The organism is Mycolicibacterium sp. HS_4_1 (assembly GCF_054515875.1).
Map to the genome: position 1 here is coordinate 4,289,021 of NZ_CM137261.1, position 17,623 is coordinate 4,306,643.

Genomic DNA, 17,623 nt, shown 5'->3' on the forward strand with positions numbered 1-17,623 from the left:
GCGGTTACCGTTCGACTTCGGCGTTGCGGATGTAGAGCAGGCGGTCCCCGGCGGCGAGGGCATCCACCTCGGGGGCGTCCACCCGGAGCAGCCGCCCATCCCGCACCACGCCCAGCACGATGTCCGACAGGTGCCGCGGCGAGCCGCCGAGTTCCTTGACCTCGACCTCGCGTTCGGAGATCGCAAAGCCGGCGTCCGGGGTGAGTAAGTCCTCCACCATTTCCACGACGCTCGGGGTCTGGGTTGCGATGCCCAGCAGCCGGCCCGCGGTTTCCGAGGACACGACCGTCGAGTCGGCACCGGACTGGCGCAGCAGATGCTGGTTTTCGGCCTCGCGGGCGGAGGCGACGATCTTGGCCTTGGGTGCCATCTCGCGGGCGGTCAGCGTGACCAGCACGGCGGTGGCGTCCTTGTCGGTCGCCACCACGATGGACTTCGCGTGCTGGGCCCCGGCCAGGCGCAGCACCTCCGACTTGGTGGCGTCACCGACCACGGTGACCAGTCCGGCAGCGCGGGCCCGGTCCAGTGCGGCCGGATTCTCGTCGACGACGACGATGTCTCCGGGTGCGACCTCGTCACCGAGCATGGCCTGGACCGCGGTGCGGCCCTTGGTTCCATATCCGACGACGATGGTGTGGTTGCGCACGGTGCTCCTCCATCGCTGAATCTTCAAGGCTTGGCGAGACTGCGTGGTCAGCGTCTCGACGGTAGTACCGATGAGCACGATCAGGAACGCGATCCGCATCGGGGTGATCACCAGGACGTTCACCAGGCGAGCACTCGGGGTGTACGGCGTGATATCGCCATAGCCGGTGGTCGACAGCGACACCGTCGCGTAGTAGATGCAATCCAGCAGCGACATCCGGTTTTCCGTGACGTCCCGGTAGCCGTCGCGGTCGATGTACACGACGAGGACAGCTGCGGCGAGCACCAGCAACGCATAGATGACGCGGCGCACGATCCGCCGCACCGGGCTGACGAACTTCTCCGGAATCTGCAGCACATCAACCAGATCCGCGTTCTGGCGGCTGGTGAGGTTCTGTTCCATCGCGGCCATGCGCCGCGACAACCTAACGCGAGCCATGAAGAGCCAATATCTGGCAGCGGCTCACCACGGGACGGCTCGGCACAGCACTATGTAACCATGACCGCCCCCAGCAGCACTGACAACACCACCCCCAGCCAGGCCCCCGCGTACCGGATGGGCACGCTGCTCGTCGGGATGGGCGCCCTGCATTTCGTCGCGCCCAAGCCGTTCGACGGCATCGTCCCCGAAGAACTGCCCGGCACCGCGCGGTTCTACACCTACGCGTCGGGTGTGGCCGAAGTCGCCACCGGCGCCGCGCTGCTTTTGCCGCGCACCCGGAAGCTGGGCGCACTGGCCGCCGTCGCGCTGTTCGTCAGCGTGTTCCCCGCGAACGTCAACATGGTGCGGCTGTGGTGGCCCAAGGGCTGGGCGGCGCGCATCGCAGCGCTGGCCCGGCTGCCGCTGCAGGTGCCGATGGTGACCCAAGCGCTCAAGGTCTACCGCAATTCACCCGACGCGCACTAGCGCAGCCAATTCGTCCGCCGCGGGCAGGTCGGTGGGTGCCACCGTCTGCCCGGCGCGCACGTAGTGGAAGACCGCCCGCACCGAATCGACGGGTACGCCCTGGATCGACGACCAGGCCAGCCGGTACACCGCCAGCTGAATCGCCTTGTTGCGCAGGGTTTCCGGAGTGGTCGGCGGATTGCCGGTCTTCCAGTCCAGGACGGTGTAGCCACCGTCGCCGTCGGCGAACACCGCGTCGATGCGGCCGCGGATCACACGGTCGCCGATCACCATGTCGAACGGCACCTCGATATCGATCGGGGTACGCGCCGCCCACTCCGACAGGGCGAACGCGGCCTGCAGGTCTGCCAGTTCCTCGGCGACGGACTGCCCCAGCTCGGCGTCGACCGCGCCGGGCAGGTCATCGAGGTCGAACAGCCGCTCGGCGGAGAAGTACCGCTGCACCCAATCGTGAAACGCGGTGCCCAACAACGCCTGCGGGTCCGGCCGGGACGGCAGCCGCCGCTGCAGCCGTTGCAGCGCGCCGGCCCGGTCGCTGCCCAGGTCGACCAACGTGCTGACCGACAGTTGAGGCGGCAGCTCGAGCGGACCGCGCTCCTGGCTCCGCTCGCGTTCGGCCAGCAGGGCATCGACGTCGGCGGACCATCCGTGGGGATCCTCGGCGGGTTCCTCGGTGCCGGCGGCCAGCGCCTGGGCGACCAGAGCCGCACCCCGGTCGACATCCGACCGGCGGGAACCGGCCGGGTCGACGGGCCATGAGCATTCGACGACGTTGTCCCGCAACGGGTTGACGGCGCTCTCGGGCGGAGCGGGTGCCCACTGCTCGATCTCGCCGCAGGGGTCGCCGTCCTCCGCCGTGCGTTCGATGATGTCGCGCATCTCGATCAGGAAGTCGGAGGGTCCAGCTGGTTTCGCGGCCGTCGTCCCCCAGTGGTACCCGGACAACAGCAGGGTGTCCTCGGCACGGGTGAGGGCCACGTAGAGCAGGCGCCGTTCCTCATCGGTGCGCCGCTGATCAAGCAAGGCCTTGTGTGCGGCGATCTTGTCCGCCAACACCTTTCGATCGTTGACGTCGGACGTGTCGAGCACCGGCACCCCGTGTTCGGACAGCTCGGCTCGGTCACCGCGCAGCAGCGGCGGCAGGTCGCCGGCATCGGTCAGCCACGTGCGCTGCGACGCCGTGGACGGGAACACCCGGGCCACCAGATGCGGCACCGCGACAATCTGCCACTCCAGCCCCTTGGCCGCGTGCACCGTCAAAATCTGCACCCGGTCCGAGGCCACCGTCACCTGTGCCGGCGCCAAGCCGTTCTCCACCTCGGCAGCGGCGGTCAGATACGCGAGAAGTCCGACGATGGGCGCGGATGCGTCGGAGTCACCGGCCGGCCTGGCGGCATATCCGGCGACCACATCGGCGAAGGCATCGAGGTGCTCGGTACCCCGCCAGCCCTCGGAAACTCCACTGGCGGCACGGGTTTCAGCGTCGATGCCCAGCACCCGTCGCACTTCGGCGACCAGGTCCGGCAGCGGCTGATGCAGATGTGCGCGCAGGTGGCTCAGTTCGGCGGCCAGGGCCAGCAGCCGGCGGTGGCCCTCCGGCGAGTAACGGTCGGCCGGACCGGGGTCGCTGATGGCGTCGGCCAGGCAGGCGTGGTCGGCGTCCGGGGCGACCTGGGCGACGGCCTGCTCAGCGGCCGACCCGGATGTCCGGGCGGCATCAGGGATATCCAGTTCCGAGGCGCGACGCCACACCGCGGCCAGGTCTGCCGCGCCGAATCTCCACCGCGCGCTGGTGAGTACCCGCATCGCGGCGACCCCGGCGGTCGGCTCGGCGACCAGGCGCAGCATCGCGACCACGTCGGCGACCTCGGGGATGGCCAAGAGCCCGGCCAGGCCGACCACCTCGACGGGTACGCCACGGGCCGTCAGCGCCTCGGCGATGGGGGCGGCATCAGCGTTACGGCGCACCAGGACGGCCGCCGTGGGTACCGGCTCGCCGGCCGTCACGGCACCGTGATAGCGGCGGGCCAGGTGATTAGCCACCCAATCACGTTCGGCAACAACGTCATCCAGCAACGCACACCGGATGGTTCCCGGCTCGGCGTCCGGCCGCGGCAGCAATTCGCGCACGCTCACGCTGCGGCGCCGGGCCTCGGCGGACACCGCGTTGGCCAGCTTCAGGGCCCGCGGTGGGTTGCGCCAGCTGGTCCGCAGTTCGAGCGTCGGGGCCGGCGAGCCGTCCGACAGCCGAAAGTCGGTGGTGAACCGGGGCAAGTTGGTGGCCGACGCGCCGCGCCAACCGTAGATGGACTGGATGGGGTCCCCCACCGCGGTCAACGCCAGCCCGTCGTCGACACCACCGCCGAACAGCGACGACAACGCGACCCGCTGGGCGTGCCCGGTGTCCTGATACTCGTCGAGCAGGACCACACGATACCGCTCCCGCAGCTGCGCACCGACCTGTGGGAAACGCTCCGCCAAGCGGGCGGCGGCGGACATCTGGCTGCCGAAGTCCATCACCTGCGTGTCCCGCATGCGCTGGTGCACGGCATCGATGAGCGGCACCAGCTCGGCGCGCTCGGCCTGGGTCGCCAGCAGATTCAGCAGCCACTGCGTGGGGCCACCGCGCTGGCCCGGTCCCGCCGGCAGCGCGTGGATGAGCTGTTCCAGCTCATGGTGGGTGTCCCGGACCGCGTCCGTGTCGACGAGGTGCTCGGACAGCTGACCGGCCAGGCGCAGGACCATCTGGGTGATGGCGGCCGGGGACTTGTCGGTCTGCAGCTGCCCCGGGAAATCGGACACCACCCGAAAAGCCAACTGCCACATCTCGGTTTCTGTGACCAGCCGGGTGGCCGGCTCGATGGGCAGCAGCAGCCCGTACTCGCGGAGCAAGGTGCCGGCGAAGGCGTGATAGGTGCTGACCGTCGCGTGCTCGTCGGCAAGCGAGCCACCGGGCAACAGGCCCGAACCGGCAAGGCGTGCCAGCCGGGTACGGACGCGGCGCAGCAGCTGTCCGGCAGCTTTCCGCGTGAAGGTCAGTCCCAGCACCTGCGACGGGGTGGCGTAGCCGTTGGCCACCAGCCAGACCACCCGCGCGGCCATGGTCTCGGTTTTGCCGGCGCCGGCACCAGCGATCACCACCAGCGGTCCCGGTGGGGCGGCGATGACCGCGACCTGCTCGTCGGTGGGGGTGAACAGCCCGAGCGCCTCGGCAAGGTCGGCGGGGCTGTATGTCACGGGCATGCCCTCTTCGTACCTTGCGCCGGACACATGGCCCGCACCGGGCAGGTCGCACACCCGGCGCCGGCGCGCGCGACGAAGTGCGGCCCTGCCGTCGCTGCCGCGGCATCGGTGACCCGCTGCCGCCACTGCGCCTGCGCCGACTCCCCCATCGGATCCTGCGCACGTTCGGTGGCCCCGGTCTTGGCCGGCTTGGCCGGATACACCAACCGGCCACCACCCGGCTGATCACCATGCGACACAACACCTTCCGCGATGGCCAGTTGGTAGAGCGCCAGCTGCGCGTGCTGCTGGGCATCGGCCTTGGTGGCCGGGCTCTTACCGGTCTTGACGTCCACCACGACAAGACGGCCGGCACGGTCGCGTTCGAGCCGGTCGATACGTCCCTTGACCTGGACCTGGGGGCCACCGGGCGCATCGGCGACCACGCCCGTGACCTCGAGTTCGGTGCCGACCTCGGTGAGCTCAACGCGGCTCTGCTGCCGCCACGTGGTGAACGTGGCGAGCATGGCGCGGTAGCGCTCCAGCTCGTTCTCGGCATACCACCCGGAGTCGAAAGGCAGCTGCTGCCAGACCTTTTCGAGCTCACTGCGCAGCTGCACCTCGGTGCGGCCGGAGTCGGCAACCAGCGCGTGCACCAACGAGCCCAGCGCCGAACGCAGGTCCCGGCCGTCACTGCCGCCGTGGCGCTCGAGCATCCACCGCAGCGGGCAGTCGGTCAGGGTCTGCACGGTTGACGGGGACACCGTGACGACGTGTTCGTCACCGGACCACAGCGGTTCAGCGGTGGACAGCTCGGTGCTGGCGTACCACTGCACCGGGTCGGCGCCGGGCACGCCGGCCTCGGCCAGGCGCGCCAATTGTGCTGCCGCACAGTGCCGGTCCCCCTCGTCAACCGCGCCATCGGGGGCGCACACCACCGACCGCAACCGGCCGACCAATGCCGACGGGGACAACACCGCGGGCGCGTGCACCGGCGGCTCGTCGGCGTCGGGATCGGTGCCGTCGGCCAGCGCTGCGAGCTCTTCGAAGAAGGCCGACGGCAGCAGAGCCTCGTCGCCGTTGTCGCTGTCGACGGCCGTCACCAGCACCCGGTTGCGGGCCCGGCCCAGCGCGGCGACCAGCAGCCGCCGTTCCTCGGCCAGCAGCGGCGCCGTGGCCGACATGCCCCGAACGTCACCCACACCGTCGACGATGTCGAGGAGCTGCTGGGTTCCGAGCACACCCCCGCGAGGAACAGTGTTGGGCCACAATCCTTCCTGCAGACCCGCGATGACCACGAAGTCCCATTCCCGCCCCAGCGCGGCATGTGCGCTGAGGACTGCCACCTCGTCGGCCTCGGCGCGCTCCGGTGTCGAACCCGCCCAGGACAACGCTCGGACGTGGTCGATCAGGCCGGTCAGCGATGCCGCCGCGGTGCGCTCCACATATTGGTCGGCGGTGTCGAACAGCGCGGTGACGGCATCCAGGTCGGCGTTCGCGGCCACCCCGGCCATACCCGGGCGCCCGGCCGCGGCCTGCCAGCGGCGCGACAACCCGCTGGCGTGCCAGGCCTGCCACAGCACGAACCGCGGGTCCTGGCCGGCGGCCGCCGACCGGCGTGCCGCGTCCAAGACCGCGCGGACCCGTCGTACCGGCCGGGCCAGCTGGTCGGGCAGCGGATGCTTGCAATCCGCGCCCACCGCTTCGACGAGCAGCTCACCGAACTCACGGCCGCTGCCGTCAGCGCGGCGCAGGGCGCGCCGCAACTGGCGCAGCGACACCGGGTCGACCCGGCCGATGGGCCCCGTCAGCAAGGCCAGTGCCCGATCGCCGGTGAGTTCAGCGGCAACGCAGTCCAGCACCGTGAGCAGTGCGCCCACCGCCGGATGCTGGGCCGGCGGCACGGTGTCGGCTTGCTGCTGCACCGGAACCCCGGCCGCGGTCAGGGCCCGAGCCAGCGCCGTCCCGGCCCGCGGCACCGACCGCACGATGACTGCCATCTGCGACCACGGCACGCCGTCGAGCAGATGCGCGCGCCGCAACGCATCGGCGATCAGTGCCGATTCGGAGTGCGGAGAACCCGCGACGCGCACCGTCAGCGCGCCGAGCTCCTCGGTCGCCGCCGACGTCAGGGCCCGGGAGGCGTCCACACCGGGCAGCCGCCGCGCCACGGCCGCGACCGCGCCGGCCACCGCGGGTGCGCAGCGGTGGGACTCCGTCAGCACCACCTGAGGTTGATCCTCGGGGCCGTACAGCAGCGTCGGCTCGGCGCCGCGGTAACCGAACACCGTCTGGCTCGGGTCACCGGCGATCACCGTCAGCTGGGCGCCGGCCGCCAGCACCCGCACCAACAGTGCGGCCTGCGGATCGAGATGCTGCGCGTCGTCGACGAGCAGCAGCTTGATCCGAGAGCGTTCGGCGTCCAGCAGCGCGGAATCGACGGCGAAGGCCTCGAGCGCGGCGCCCACCAGCTCGGCCGCGCCCAGCGCCGGCACCGTCGCCTGCGGAGCGGCCATGCCCACGGCGCTGCGCAGCAGCATCACCTGCTCGTAGACCTGCGCGAACCGCGCCGCGGCCACCCACTCCGGGCGCCCGGCCTTCCGCCCGATGCGGCGCAGGTCCGCGGCGTCGACGCCGCGTTCGGTGCAGCGCGCCAACAGGTCACGCAATTCGGTCGCGAACCCGGCAGTGGCCAGCGCCGGCCGCAGGTGCGGCGGCCAGTTCACACCGGCCTCGTCGCCGTCCTCCAGGTCACCGGCGAGGAGCTCGCGAATGATGCCGTCCTGCTCGGCGCTGGTGATCAGCCGCGGCGGCGGGTCACCGGCACGTTGCGCGGCCTGGCGCAGCACGGCGAACGCGTAGGAGTGCAACGTGCGCACCAGCGGCTCCCGGGTGACCTGGCCGGAATCGCCGAGCAGCGCCGAGGTGATGGCGCCGCGGACCCGGGTGCCCAGCCGTGCCGAACCCGTGAGAAACAACACGGACTCCGGATCGGTCCCCGCCGCGATATGCGTTGCCGCAGTGCGGATCAGCAGTTCCGTCTTCCCCGTTCCGGGGCCGCCCAGCACCCGCACCACACCGCGCTGGCCGGGCTCGGTCAGGGCATCAACCGAGCCGGGCGCGGTGAGTGCGGAGTGCGGGGCGGCCATGGCAGGAATGCAACCACGGGGGTACGACATTGATGATGTAAGAGCGTTGATGATGTAAAAGCGTCACCGCGCGCAGGTCGTGACTCCGGGTACGACTGACACCCTGCTGGGTTGTCCATCAATTGATCTGTCCGGCCTGCGTGGTGCGCGTCTTGTTCACGCCGGACAGGACGGACATGACTTAATCAGGAGCCTGGACCGTTCCTCATCAATGTCTTGTCTGCCCGCCCTGGCCGGTGTGCCCACCTAACGCTGGTCAGAAGGGACACCATCATCTTGACAGAATCTGTGCTTATCGTCGCCGGCGCGGACACCCACGCCGACACCATCCACGTCGCCGCGATCACCATGACTGGTGCCGCTGTTGATGATCGGGAGTTCCCGACCACGCGTGCCGGATACGCCGCAGCCATCAAGTTCCTGATCTCGCTGGGCCAGGTGGAGCGGATCGGGGTGGAAGGCACCGCAAGCTACGGCGCCGGATTCACCCGGGCGCTGACCGCCGCTGGCATCGAGGTCGTCGAGGTGACCCGGGCGGTCAAATCCACCCGCCGCCTCAAAGGCAAGTCCGATCCGCTCGATGCCTACAGCGCCGCGCGGACCGCACTGGCCGGCGACGGGTTGGCCAGCCCCAAAGACCAGGCGACCGCCGGGCTGCGCGCCTTGCACATCGCACGCCGCTCGGCCATCAAGCACCGCACCGCAGTGATCAACCAGATCAAAGCCCTGTTGGTATCGGCGCCGGATGAGGTGCGTGAAAAGTACCGTGGCTTAACAACATTGAAGATGATCGAGGCGATCGCCCGCTGCCGTCCCGACACCTTGACCGAGCCGTGGGCGCAGTCGACGCTCACCGCGGCCAAGATGCTCGCCCAACGGGTGCAGTTCCTCGAAACCCAAGCCGAAGCCCTCCAGAACCAGATCGACGCGATCGTCACCGCGGCCAATCCCGGGTTGCGGGCGGCCTACGGTGTCGGTGCGGACACCGCGGCCCAACTGCTCATCACTGCCGGGGCCAACCCGCACCGACTGCACAGCGAGGCCGCATTCACCGCCCTGTGCGGCGCCGCACCAGTGCCCGCATCCTCAGGTAAAACCAACCGGCACCGCCTGTCTCGCGGCGGGGACCGCGCTGCCAACCACGCGTTGCATCGCATCGCCCTGGTACGGATGTCCCACCACCAGCCGACCAAGGACTACGTCCAACGACAGACCGCGAAAGGGCACAGCAAAAAGGAGATCCTGCGCAAGCTCAAACGCGCGATCGCGCGGGAAATGTTCAAGCTGCTGACCCGCCAGATCGACGTGCCCGAGTACACCGACCTGCGCCCGGCACGGCAGGCCAAAAACATCACCGTCACTGCCGCAGCCAACCACTTCGGGGTCTGGCCCACCGTCATCTCCCGCATCGAACGCGGACTACAACGCGACGACACCTTCTCAGAGCAGTACAGAAACTGGCTACACGCCGCTTGACACAAATAGGAGCATCAAGTTCGGCCGACCGGGCGAGTCCAGCGACGGGATGGTTCACGTCTGGCAGCATCATTGCGATGAGCTTGCAGGTGTATCGCTACGGACCGGCGCGGCCGGCACAGATTCTTGCCCTGCACGGCCTGACCGGCCACGGCAAGCGGTGGCAGACACTGGCGGACGGGTATCTGCCCGAATACGCCGTGCTGGCACCGGATCTCCTCGGGCACGGCCATTCGTCCTGGGCAGCGCCATGGAACATCGACGAGAACGTCGCCGCCCTGGCCGGCCTGCTCGAGGACGAGGCCGGCGGTCCGGTGGTCGTGGTGGCGCATTCGTTCGGCGGCGCGATAGCGCTCAATCTCGCTGCCGCCCATCCGCATTTGGTGTCGGGCCTGGTGCTGCTGGACCCGGCGACGGGATTGGACGGCAGCTGGATGAGCGAGATCGCCGATGCCATGCTCGGCTCCCCGGACTACCCCGACCGGCAGGAGGCCCAAGCCGAGAAGGTCAATGGGTCGTGGGGCGAAGTCTCGGCGAAATACCCGCAGGAACTCGAACGCGACCTGGACGAGCACCTGGTCGCCCTCCCCGGCGGACGCTTCGGCTGGCGGATCAGCCTGCCCGCCATGATGTCGTACTGGAGTGAGCTCGCCCGCCCGATCGTGTTGCCGCAGCCGGGCACACCGACGACGCTGGTCCTGGCGAAGCGCACCCACCCGGCCTACGTGACCGGTGAACTGGTGTCCGCGTTGCAGACCCGCCTCGGCGCTGATTTCGTGCTGGCCGAATTCGACTGCGACCACATGGTGCCGCACGCCATGCCCACCGAAACCGCCGACGTGATCCGGCGCCACCTAGCCTGATCATGGCCGCAGTCACGGACGAACAGGTGGAGAAGGTGCGGGGCCTCGTCGCCTCGATACCGCCCGGCCGGGTCTCGACCTACGGCGATATCGCCGACGCCGCAGGGCTTTCCAGCCCGCGGATCGTCGGCTGGATCATGCGGACGGACTCCTCCGACCTACCCTGGCACCGCGTGATCCCGGCATCGGGCCGGCCGGCACCGCACCTGGCGACGCGGCAGCTGGAAAGGCTGCGCGCCGAGGGCGTGCTGGCAGTTGGCGGGCGCGTCCCGCTGCGGGAGTATCGGCACGAGTTCTGACGGTGGAGACACCCGACGGCGAGCAGTCCCCGGCCTGGCTCACCCGACGGTGATGGCGTCCAATCGTTCCTTGATGAACTCCGAGGAGACCACCGGCGCCAGCCCCGGCACCGCTCCGATGGGCGGCCCCAACGGGGTGATCAGCGCATCGTGGTTGGCTTCGTAGAAGTAGATCAGCGACACCAGGTCTTCTTCCGGTGCGTGCGGTTGCGGCGGCAGCACGCGATGCCGACCGGACGGCCAGCGTCGTCCGCTCCAATACTCCAGCAGGTCCCCGATATTCACCGTCAGCGCGCCGGGTTCCCACGGGGCGTCCTGCCAGCCCTCGGCGGCGGAATACACCTGGAGCCCGCCGGCGCCCGGCTCCCGGTCGAGCACGGTGACCGTGCCGAAATCGGTGTGCGGGCCGATGCGGAACTGCCCGGGCTCAGGTTCACCCACCACGCTCACCGATGGATAGTGGTTGATATTCATCGTCCAGGTGGGCCGATCTGCCAGCACAGCAAAAGGATTCGCCGACAACCCCAGCGCGTGTGCGAACAGGGCCAGCAGATCGTCGGACAGGCGGCGCATCTGAGCGGTGTATTCATCCACCAACGTCTGCAATGCGGGCACCTCGGCGGGCCATACGTTGGGCGCGAACCAGATTCGATCCACCTCCGGATCCCCGGTCGAAGTTTCCGCGCCCAGGCTGAAACTCTCTTTGAGATCGGGTGGCGTCTCGGTGCCCTCGGCGTAACCGTTGGCCTCGGCGCCCGGGCCGATCCAGCCGTGCCCGCCGACCGGCACCGAGTACCGGCGCTTCACCTCGTCGGACAACGCGAAGAATTCCCGGCTGGCCGCGCGGACCGCGGCCGCCAACCCCTGATCCACTCCGTGACCGGTGACCACGATGAAACCGGCTCGCTGCAGACCCTCGTCGACTTCGGCGGCCAACGCATCAGCCTCGGCTCCGCCGGCATACCAGCGGGAAATATCCACTGTCGCAATGGCACTCATTCGCCGATATCCTCCGCCCATAATTCGGGACTGGTTCTGATGAACTCTTCCATCATCGCCACGCACCGCTCGTCGTCCAGGAGCGTGACCGTCACACCGTGTTCGGCCAGCCAATCATGACCGCCGTAGAACGTGCGGGCCTCGCCGATCACCACCGTGCCGATGCCGAACTGCCGTACCAGCCCGCTGCAATACCAGCACGGCGAGAGCGTCGTCACCATGATGGTCGAGCGGTAGCCGCGCTGACGTCCGGCCGCACGGAACGCGTCCGTCTCGGCGTGCATCGACGGATCATCGTTCTGCACCCGACGGTTGTGGCCGGCGCCAAGGAGCTCACCGTCGGCACGAAACAACGCCGCACCGATCGGAATACCACCTTCGGCCATCCCTTTTCGCGCTTCAGCGACCGCAACGTCGAGCATTTCCTCAGGGGTCACGCGGACGCGCATTCCGCGGCGATTTTCGATCGGCACAGCACCAGGTACGCGGCACCCGAGATGACGAAGCCGACGAAGAAGGTGATATCGCCGAGTTTCGGCACCGCCTGGGCGATATAGCCGACGAACTTCTCCTGGTTGGAGAACAACAGCACCGACAGGCCCAGCCCCAGCACGAAGGACAACAGCCCCGGCCAGTTCGAGTACGAGCGGTCGTAGAGAAGCCCGGCGATCTGTTGCCCGCGCCGCAGATACTGATCGGCGAACACCACACCCAGCCAGGGTCCGATCCAGTAGGCGATGATCAGCAGGAACGCTTCGTAGCTGTGCGCGGCATCGGGCAACGCCCACCACGCGATCAGGAAACCGGCGACTCCGAAGAAGACGGTCACCAGCGCCCGCGCGATGTGTGCCGGCAACGTGATCCCGATGGTCACGAAAGCCATTGCCCCAGAATAGATATTGAGCGCATTGGCGGCGATCGCACCGATCGCGATGGCCAACAGGGTCGCCTTGGCCAGCCACGGTGCAAGCTCGGCGGTGAACGACCCGGTCGGATTGCCCAGGCTCGCCGCGCCGAACGTCGCCGAGGCCGCCCCAACGATTTCCAGGGCCACACACGAGACGAACAACCCGGCGGAGGCGAATAACCCCGTCGAGAAAGTGGACACCGCCGACGGCAGATAGCGGGTGTAGTCCGCGGCGTACGGCGTCCAGCCGGCCGCGTAACCGAACGCGGTGCCGACGGTGAGCAGGAAGCCCCCGAGTCCGCCAACCCCGCCCGACGGCGCCGGCGCACCCAGATCCGCATGCGCGAAAATTCCCACCGCTGCCGCGCCGAAGACAATGGCGAGCGCCGGGAATGCCCACCGCTCGAATGCCTGCACCAGATTGTGGCCGAAGAACGCGAACGCGGTCTGCAACACCACGATGACGATCAGGCCGATCAGTGGTCCGAAGCCGAACAGGGTGGACAAGGCAAACGCACCGCTGACACTGTTGGTGGCGAACCAGCCGACGCCCGCGGTGATCGACATCAACGTCGCAGGCAGAGCGTTTCCCTTGAACCCGAACGCCATTCGTCCCAGCACCATCTGCGGCACGCCGTGCAGCGGTCCACGCGCGGACAGGAAATAATGCGCGACGGCGCCCAGCCCGGTACCGACGATGATCCCGGCGACCGCCTGCCAGAAGCTCATGCCGAACGCGAGGACGGCCAACATGCCGACGAACACCGTCGCGAATTCCATGTTGGGTGACGTCCACGTCCAGAACAGCTGACTCGGCTTGCCGTGCCGGTCCGCTTCGGCGATGAACTCGTTGCCGCCGGGTTCGACCGCAGCGATCCTGCCTTTATAGGTCCCGTCGGTGGTGGGTTCAACCGTCATGCGGGGTAACTTTCCCACCGAACGGGGCATGCTGCCATTCGAATGCCGGCGCGCCAGCTAGAGCACGAGGCGGACCAAGGCTGCCGTGCGCGCCAAACCCGGGAACGCCGCCGCTGTCGACCGCGGGTGCAGCGCATGCACCGCGAGCCGGAAGATCAAGGCGCGCAACAGCATCTGCGGCCACTCCGGCAGCGACGCCCAGCGTTCGATGAGACCGTCGTCGGCCTCGCCCCACGACAGTGCGTCGACGACGACCACACCCGCGGCCCACGACGCCGGCCGCCAGTACGGCGTGATGTCGGTGATGCCTGGTGCGGCAGTACCCGCGAACAGGACCGTGCCGTAGAGGTCGCCGTGCACCAGCTGGCTCGGGTTCCGGGTCGGCTTGCGCAGCGACGCAAGCTGATTGATCAGTTCGACCGAGCGGCGGCCGTCGGACGTACCCGGCACCGCGCGGGCACCGGGCGGCAACGACTGCAGTGGCCAGTCTTCCCACGCCGCACGGTCGGCGGCGATGAACACGTCGACGTCACTCCACGGCACCGCGGGCGGTTGCGTCAGGAAGCGCGGCCGCTCGAGCTTGGCGGTCGCCTCGTGCAACCGCACCGCCGCCGAGACGATCTCGTCGTGCCGCGGTTCGGGCGTACCGGTGACGAACGTGTCGGCACGCCAGCCGGCCATGACGTAACGGCCGTCGGTCGCGCGCACCGGGCGGGCCAGCCGGACGCCGTCGACGAACAGCGTCTCGCGCACCTTGGCCGACCACGAGGCCCGGGCGTTGTCGGCGACCATGGACAGCACGACCTCGCCACAGCGCCAGCCTCCCTCCCAGCTTGAGCCGAGCGGTACCGGCCGCAGACCGGACAGGCCGAACGCCGTCAGCACATGTTCAGGAGGACGGTCGACGGTCACCCGATCAGACTAAGGTGTGCCCGGCCGGACCTGACGTCAGTACATGACCATGTCGGGTTCCAGTTGCCTGGCCCACGCCACGATTCCGCCCTGCAGGTGCACCGCGTCCGCGAATCCGGCCTGTTTCAGGGCGAGCAGCGCCTCGGCCGAGCGGATACCGGTCTTGCAGTACAGCACCGCGATTCGGTCCTGCGGCACGCGCGCCAACCCGGCACCGGAGTCGAGCGTCGACTTGGGGATCAGTTCGGCGCCCTCGATGTGGTTGATGGCCCACTCCGCGGGCTCCCGTACGTCGATCAGCGCGACGGGCTTGCCGGAGTCGAGCAGCTCCCGCAGCTCTGCCGGAGTGACGGTGGAGTCCGCGGCCGCCGCAGCCGCTTCGTCGGAAACCACGCCGCAGAACGCGTCGTAATCGATGAGTTCGGTGATCTTCGGCGTCGCCGGGTCTTTGCGAATCGTGATGGTGCGGTACGTCATATCGAGCGCGTCGTAGATCATCAGCCGGCCCAGCAGCGGCTCGCCGATGCCGGTGATCAGCTTGATGGCCTCGGTACCCATCACCGAGGCCACGGAGGCGCAGAGAATGCCCAGCACCCCGCCCTCGGCGCACGACGGCACCGTGCCCGGGGCCGGCGGCTCCGGGTACAGGTCGCGGTAGTTCAGCCCGCGTCCGTCGGGGGCGTCCTCCCAGAACACCGACACCTGACCGGCGAATCGGTAGATCGAGCCCCAGACATACGGCTTGCGGGCCAGCACCGCCGCGTCGTTGACGAGGTAGCGGGTGGCGAAGTTGTCGGTGCCGTCCAGGATGAGGTCGTACTGCTCGAACAGCGGCACGGCGTTGCCGGTGTCGAGCCGGAACTCGTGCAGATTGACGGTGACCAACGGATTGATCTCCAGGATCGATTCGCGGGCGCTGAGGGCCTTGGACCGGCCGACGTCGGACTGGCCGTGGATGATCTGGCGCTGCAGGTTCGATTCGTCGACGACGTCGAACTCGACGATGCCGATGGTGCCGACCCCAGCCGCGGCCAGGTAGAGCAGGGTCGGGGAACCCAGTCCCCCGGCACCGATCACGAGGACGCGGGCGTTCTTCAGCCGCTTCTGCCCGTCGACGCCGAGGTCCGGGATGATCAGGTGACGGCTGTACCGCGCCACCTCGTCGCGGGTCAGTTCAGCCGCCGGCTGCACCAACGGCGGCAACGCGTTTGACATGCCTTCAACAGTAGTGAGAGTCATTTTTGACACGCTCGCTGCCCACGAGCAGCCTGAAAATGCACGCCTGCCGCGGCATGTCGGGCGCAAACACGCACGCTCGCGGGGCGGTGCGGTCAAGGAATGGGGTATGGCCAGGAATTGACGTGGCAGGTCTTGCCGTCGGGCTTGACCGACTCCGGGTCGAACCTGGCGTCGTCGTTGTTGCTGGTCGAGAAGGTCTGCTGCATCATGATCGGTGCCAGGCCGCCGTTGTCGCCGCACGGCTCGTGCATCCGGAAGCCGAGGGCGTGCCCGACCTCGTGGTTGATCAGGTATTGCCGGTACGAACCGATGTCGCCCTGGAACGGCACCGCACCGCGCACCCAGCGCGCCTCGTTGATGAACACCCGCGACTGGGCCTTGCCGCCGTCGGCCGGGAAGTACGCCGGGTTGAAGCACGACGACTCGAGCTGGATGTCGTAGCCGCAGCCCTCTCGCACCGTCATCGGTGAGGTCAGCGAGACCCGGAAATCGGGCTTCTCCGGTGAACTCTCGTCGAGCCGGGTGAAGGCGAATTTGCCGTCGTGCGTCCAGCTCTTCGGGTTGGCGAGGGTTTCGGCGACCATCCGCGCAAACGCCTCGTCGCCACCGAAGCTGGTGGTATCGACGCCGTCCTCCACCTCGACGGTGTAGGTCACCGCCTTGCCGGTGCCCTGGCCGATCTTCGGTGTGGTGCCCGGCACGATGTGCCACGTCTTGGCGCCGGCCTCGGTGAACGCGCCGCCGTCCGGGAGGATTCCGGTCGGCAGGTTGACGTCGAACTGGGTCAGGCCCTTCGGCGGTGCGCCGACGATCGCGGTGCTCGCCGAATTGGTGGGCTGACCGACCAGCGGCACGTGTGGACGATCCGGTGTGACCGGCCTGGGACCCGAGATGCCCTGGTAGACCACGATTCCGGTGACAACGGCCAGCGCGGGCAGCGCATATGCGCGCCACCCGTACGTGGACACGAAGCGACCAAGCCAGGATTGCTTGCGCCACTGCTGCCGGTCGTCGCGATTGGACCGGAGCCGACCTGAGTCCTCTGCCACCGGATCCCGCTGGGCGCGCAACGGCTCACGCCACTCGTTGCGCACCACAGGGACGCGACCGGTGCCTCGGCCCGGGTCGTAGGTCACCGCACCAGGATGGCATAGAGCTGGGCGAACGCCCGCCATGGCACGCCACCGGCCGTTCAAGTGCGGCAAGACACAATCGCCGAACCGCTGGTAGCAGGCGGATGCCGCGAACTAACGGTAGTAGTGTCGTGGCGATAAACTGCCGGGTCGGTCAACCTGAACAACAAGTTGGGCGGCCATGAACGACGGGGGCCAGACCGGTCCCTGAAGAGTTGGTCACGGACATGTGTGCCGGACAATGCCAGATTGAGGACGTGATGAGCGAGGTTGCCAACACCTCTGACGCCAGAGGGACGCAAACCGGATCCGACGGTGCGCAGGGCGGCCCGACCACCAATCGGCGGGGCAACCGGCTGCCTCGCGATGAACGGCGCGGCCAGCTGCTGATCGCGGCCAGCGACGTCTTCGTGGACCGCGGCTACCACGCCGCCGGGATGGATGAGATCGCCGAACGCGCAGGCGTCAGCAAACCCGTCCTGTACCAACACTTTTCATCGAAGCTCGAGCTGTACCTGGCGGTGCTGCAGCGGCACGTGGACAACCTGCTGCAGGGGGTGCGCGGAGCGCTCAGCGCGACCACCGACAACCGCCTGCGCCTGCGTGCCGCTGTCGAGGCCTTCTTCGACTTCATCGAGCACGACAGCCAGGGCTACCGACTGATCTTCGAGAACGACTACGTCACCGAGCCGCAGGTATCGGCGCAGGTGAAGGTGGCCACCGATTCGTGCACCGACGCGGTGTTCGACCTGGTGAGCAGCGATTCCGGGTTGGAGCCCCATCGCGCCCGGATGATCGCCGTCGGCCTCGTCGCCATCAGCGTCGACTGTGCCCGCTACTGGATCAACAACGACCGGCCGATCACGAAGGACGCGGCAGTCGACGGCACTGTGCAGTTCGCGTGGGGCGGACTGTCACACGTTCCACTCACCCGCTGACGCGGCGCGACCAAAC

Annotated in this window: 14 protein-coding genes; 5 read left to right on the forward strand and 9 right to left on the reverse strand. The window is 68.6% G+C overall.

The features are described 5' to 3' along the window. Positions 1-4: 4 nt before the first annotated feature. Positions 5-1,084 carry a potassium channel family protein gene (locus ACX12F_RS20670; protein ID WP_459366219.1) on the reverse strand — a complete coding sequence of 360 codons (1,080 nt, stop codon included), beginning with the start codon at positions 1,082-1,084 and terminating at the stop codon, positions 5-7. 60 nt (positions 1,085-1,144) lie between these two features. Between ACX12F_RS20670 and ACX12F_RS20675 the strand changes: the two genes are divergently transcribed. Further along, a complete protein-coding gene (locus tag ACX12F_RS20675) occupies positions 1,145-1,552 on the forward strand; it encodes a DoxX family protein (RefSeq protein ID WP_459366220.1) in 408 nt (135 codons plus the stop codon). On the opposite strand, the gene ACX12F_RS20680 is transcribed toward ACX12F_RS20675, so the two are convergent. Together ACX12F_RS20680 and ACX12F_RS20685 are read right to left on the reverse strand one after the other, a co-directional pair. Next, positions 1,535-4,795 (reverse strand): ATP-dependent helicase, encoded by a 3,261-nt coding sequence (locus ACX12F_RS20680; RefSeq protein WP_459366221.1) that lies wholly within the window; start codon positions 4,793-4,795, stop codon positions 1,535-1,537. The two genes, ACX12F_RS20675 and ACX12F_RS20680, sit on opposite strands and share 18 nt — an antisense overlap. After that, entirely contained in the window at positions 4,786-7,923 is a 3,138-nt protein-coding gene (locus tag ACX12F_RS20685; protein ID WP_459366222.1) for an ATP-dependent helicase, read from the reverse strand. Before ACX12F_RS20685 ends, ACX12F_RS20680 begins: the two co-directional genes overlap by 10 nt. Before the next feature lie 276 nt (positions 7,924-8,199). Here ACX12F_RS20685 and ACX12F_RS20690 point away from each other — a divergent pair, with 276 nt between their 5' ends. The 3 genes from ACX12F_RS20690 to ACX12F_RS20700 all read left to right on the forward strand — a co-directional run bounded on the left by ACX12F_RS20690 (position 8,200) and on the right by ACX12F_RS20700 (position 10,561). Then, entirely contained in the window at positions 8,200-9,399 is a 1,200-nt protein-coding gene (locus tag ACX12F_RS20690) for an IS110 family RNA-guided transposase (RefSeq protein ID WP_459366223.1), read from the forward strand. 77 nt (positions 9,400-9,476) lie between these two features. Then, positions 9,477-10,262 carry an alpha/beta fold hydrolase gene (locus tag ACX12F_RS20695; protein WP_459366224.1) on the forward strand — a complete coding sequence of 262 codons (786 nt, stop codon included), beginning with the start codon at positions 9,477-9,479 and terminating at the stop codon, positions 10,260-10,262. 2 nt (positions 10,263-10,264) lie between these two features. After that, a complete protein-coding gene (locus ACX12F_RS20700; RefSeq protein ID WP_459366225.1) occupies positions 10,265-10,561 on the forward strand; it encodes an MGMT family protein in 297 nt (98 codons plus the stop codon). A gap of 39 nt (positions 10,562-10,600) precedes the next feature. Here the strand turns inward: ACX12F_RS20700 and ACX12F_RS20705 are convergent, their stop codons facing one another. From ACX12F_RS20705 to ACX12F_RS20730, 6 genes are all read right to left on the reverse strand, one after another. Continuing rightward, complete coding sequence (locus ACX12F_RS20705) at positions 10,601-11,560, reverse strand: isopenicillin N synthase family dioxygenase (RefSeq protein WP_459366226.1); 960 nt, start codon at positions 11,558-11,560, stop codon at positions 10,601-10,603. Continuing rightward, positions 11,557-11,997, reverse strand: a complete 441-nt coding sequence (locus tag ACX12F_RS20710) for a nucleoside deaminase (RefSeq protein WP_459366227.1) — start codon at positions 11,995-11,997, stop codon at positions 11,557-11,559. The genes ACX12F_RS20705 and ACX12F_RS20710 overlap by 4 nt, the downstream gene beginning before the upstream one ends. After that, entirely contained in the window at positions 11,994-13,385 is a 1,392-nt protein-coding gene (locus ACX12F_RS20715; protein WP_459366228.1) for a purine-cytosine permease family protein, read from the reverse strand. The genes ACX12F_RS20710 and ACX12F_RS20715 overlap by 4 nt, the downstream gene beginning before the upstream one ends. A 57-nt stretch (positions 13,386-13,442) precedes the next feature. Then, positions 13,443-14,297, reverse strand: coding sequence for a TIGR02569 family protein (locus ACX12F_RS20720; RefSeq protein ID WP_459366229.1), 855 nt, complete (start codon positions 14,295-14,297; stop codon positions 13,443-13,445). A gap of 36 nt (positions 14,298-14,333) precedes the next feature. Further along, entirely contained in the window at positions 14,334-15,500 is a 1,167-nt protein-coding gene (moeZ, locus tag ACX12F_RS20725; protein WP_459370436.1) for an adenylyltransferase/sulfurtransferase MoeZ, read from the reverse strand. Between the two features lie 128 nt (positions 15,501-15,628). Beyond that, positions 15,629-16,672 (reverse strand): DUF3152 domain-containing protein, encoded by a 1,044-nt coding sequence (locus ACX12F_RS20730; protein ID WP_459366230.1) that lies wholly within the window; start codon positions 16,670-16,672, stop codon positions 15,629-15,631. A gap of 257 nt (positions 16,673-16,929) precedes the next feature. On the opposite strand from ACX12F_RS20730, the gene ACX12F_RS20735 reads away from it, so the two are divergent. Continuing rightward, positions 16,930-17,607: an HTH-type transcriptional activator FasR gene (locus ACX12F_RS20735; protein ID WP_459366231.1), complete on the forward strand. Its 678-nt coding sequence runs from the start codon at positions 16,930-16,932 to the stop codon at positions 17,605-17,607. Positions 17,608-17,623 lie beyond the last annotated feature (16 nt).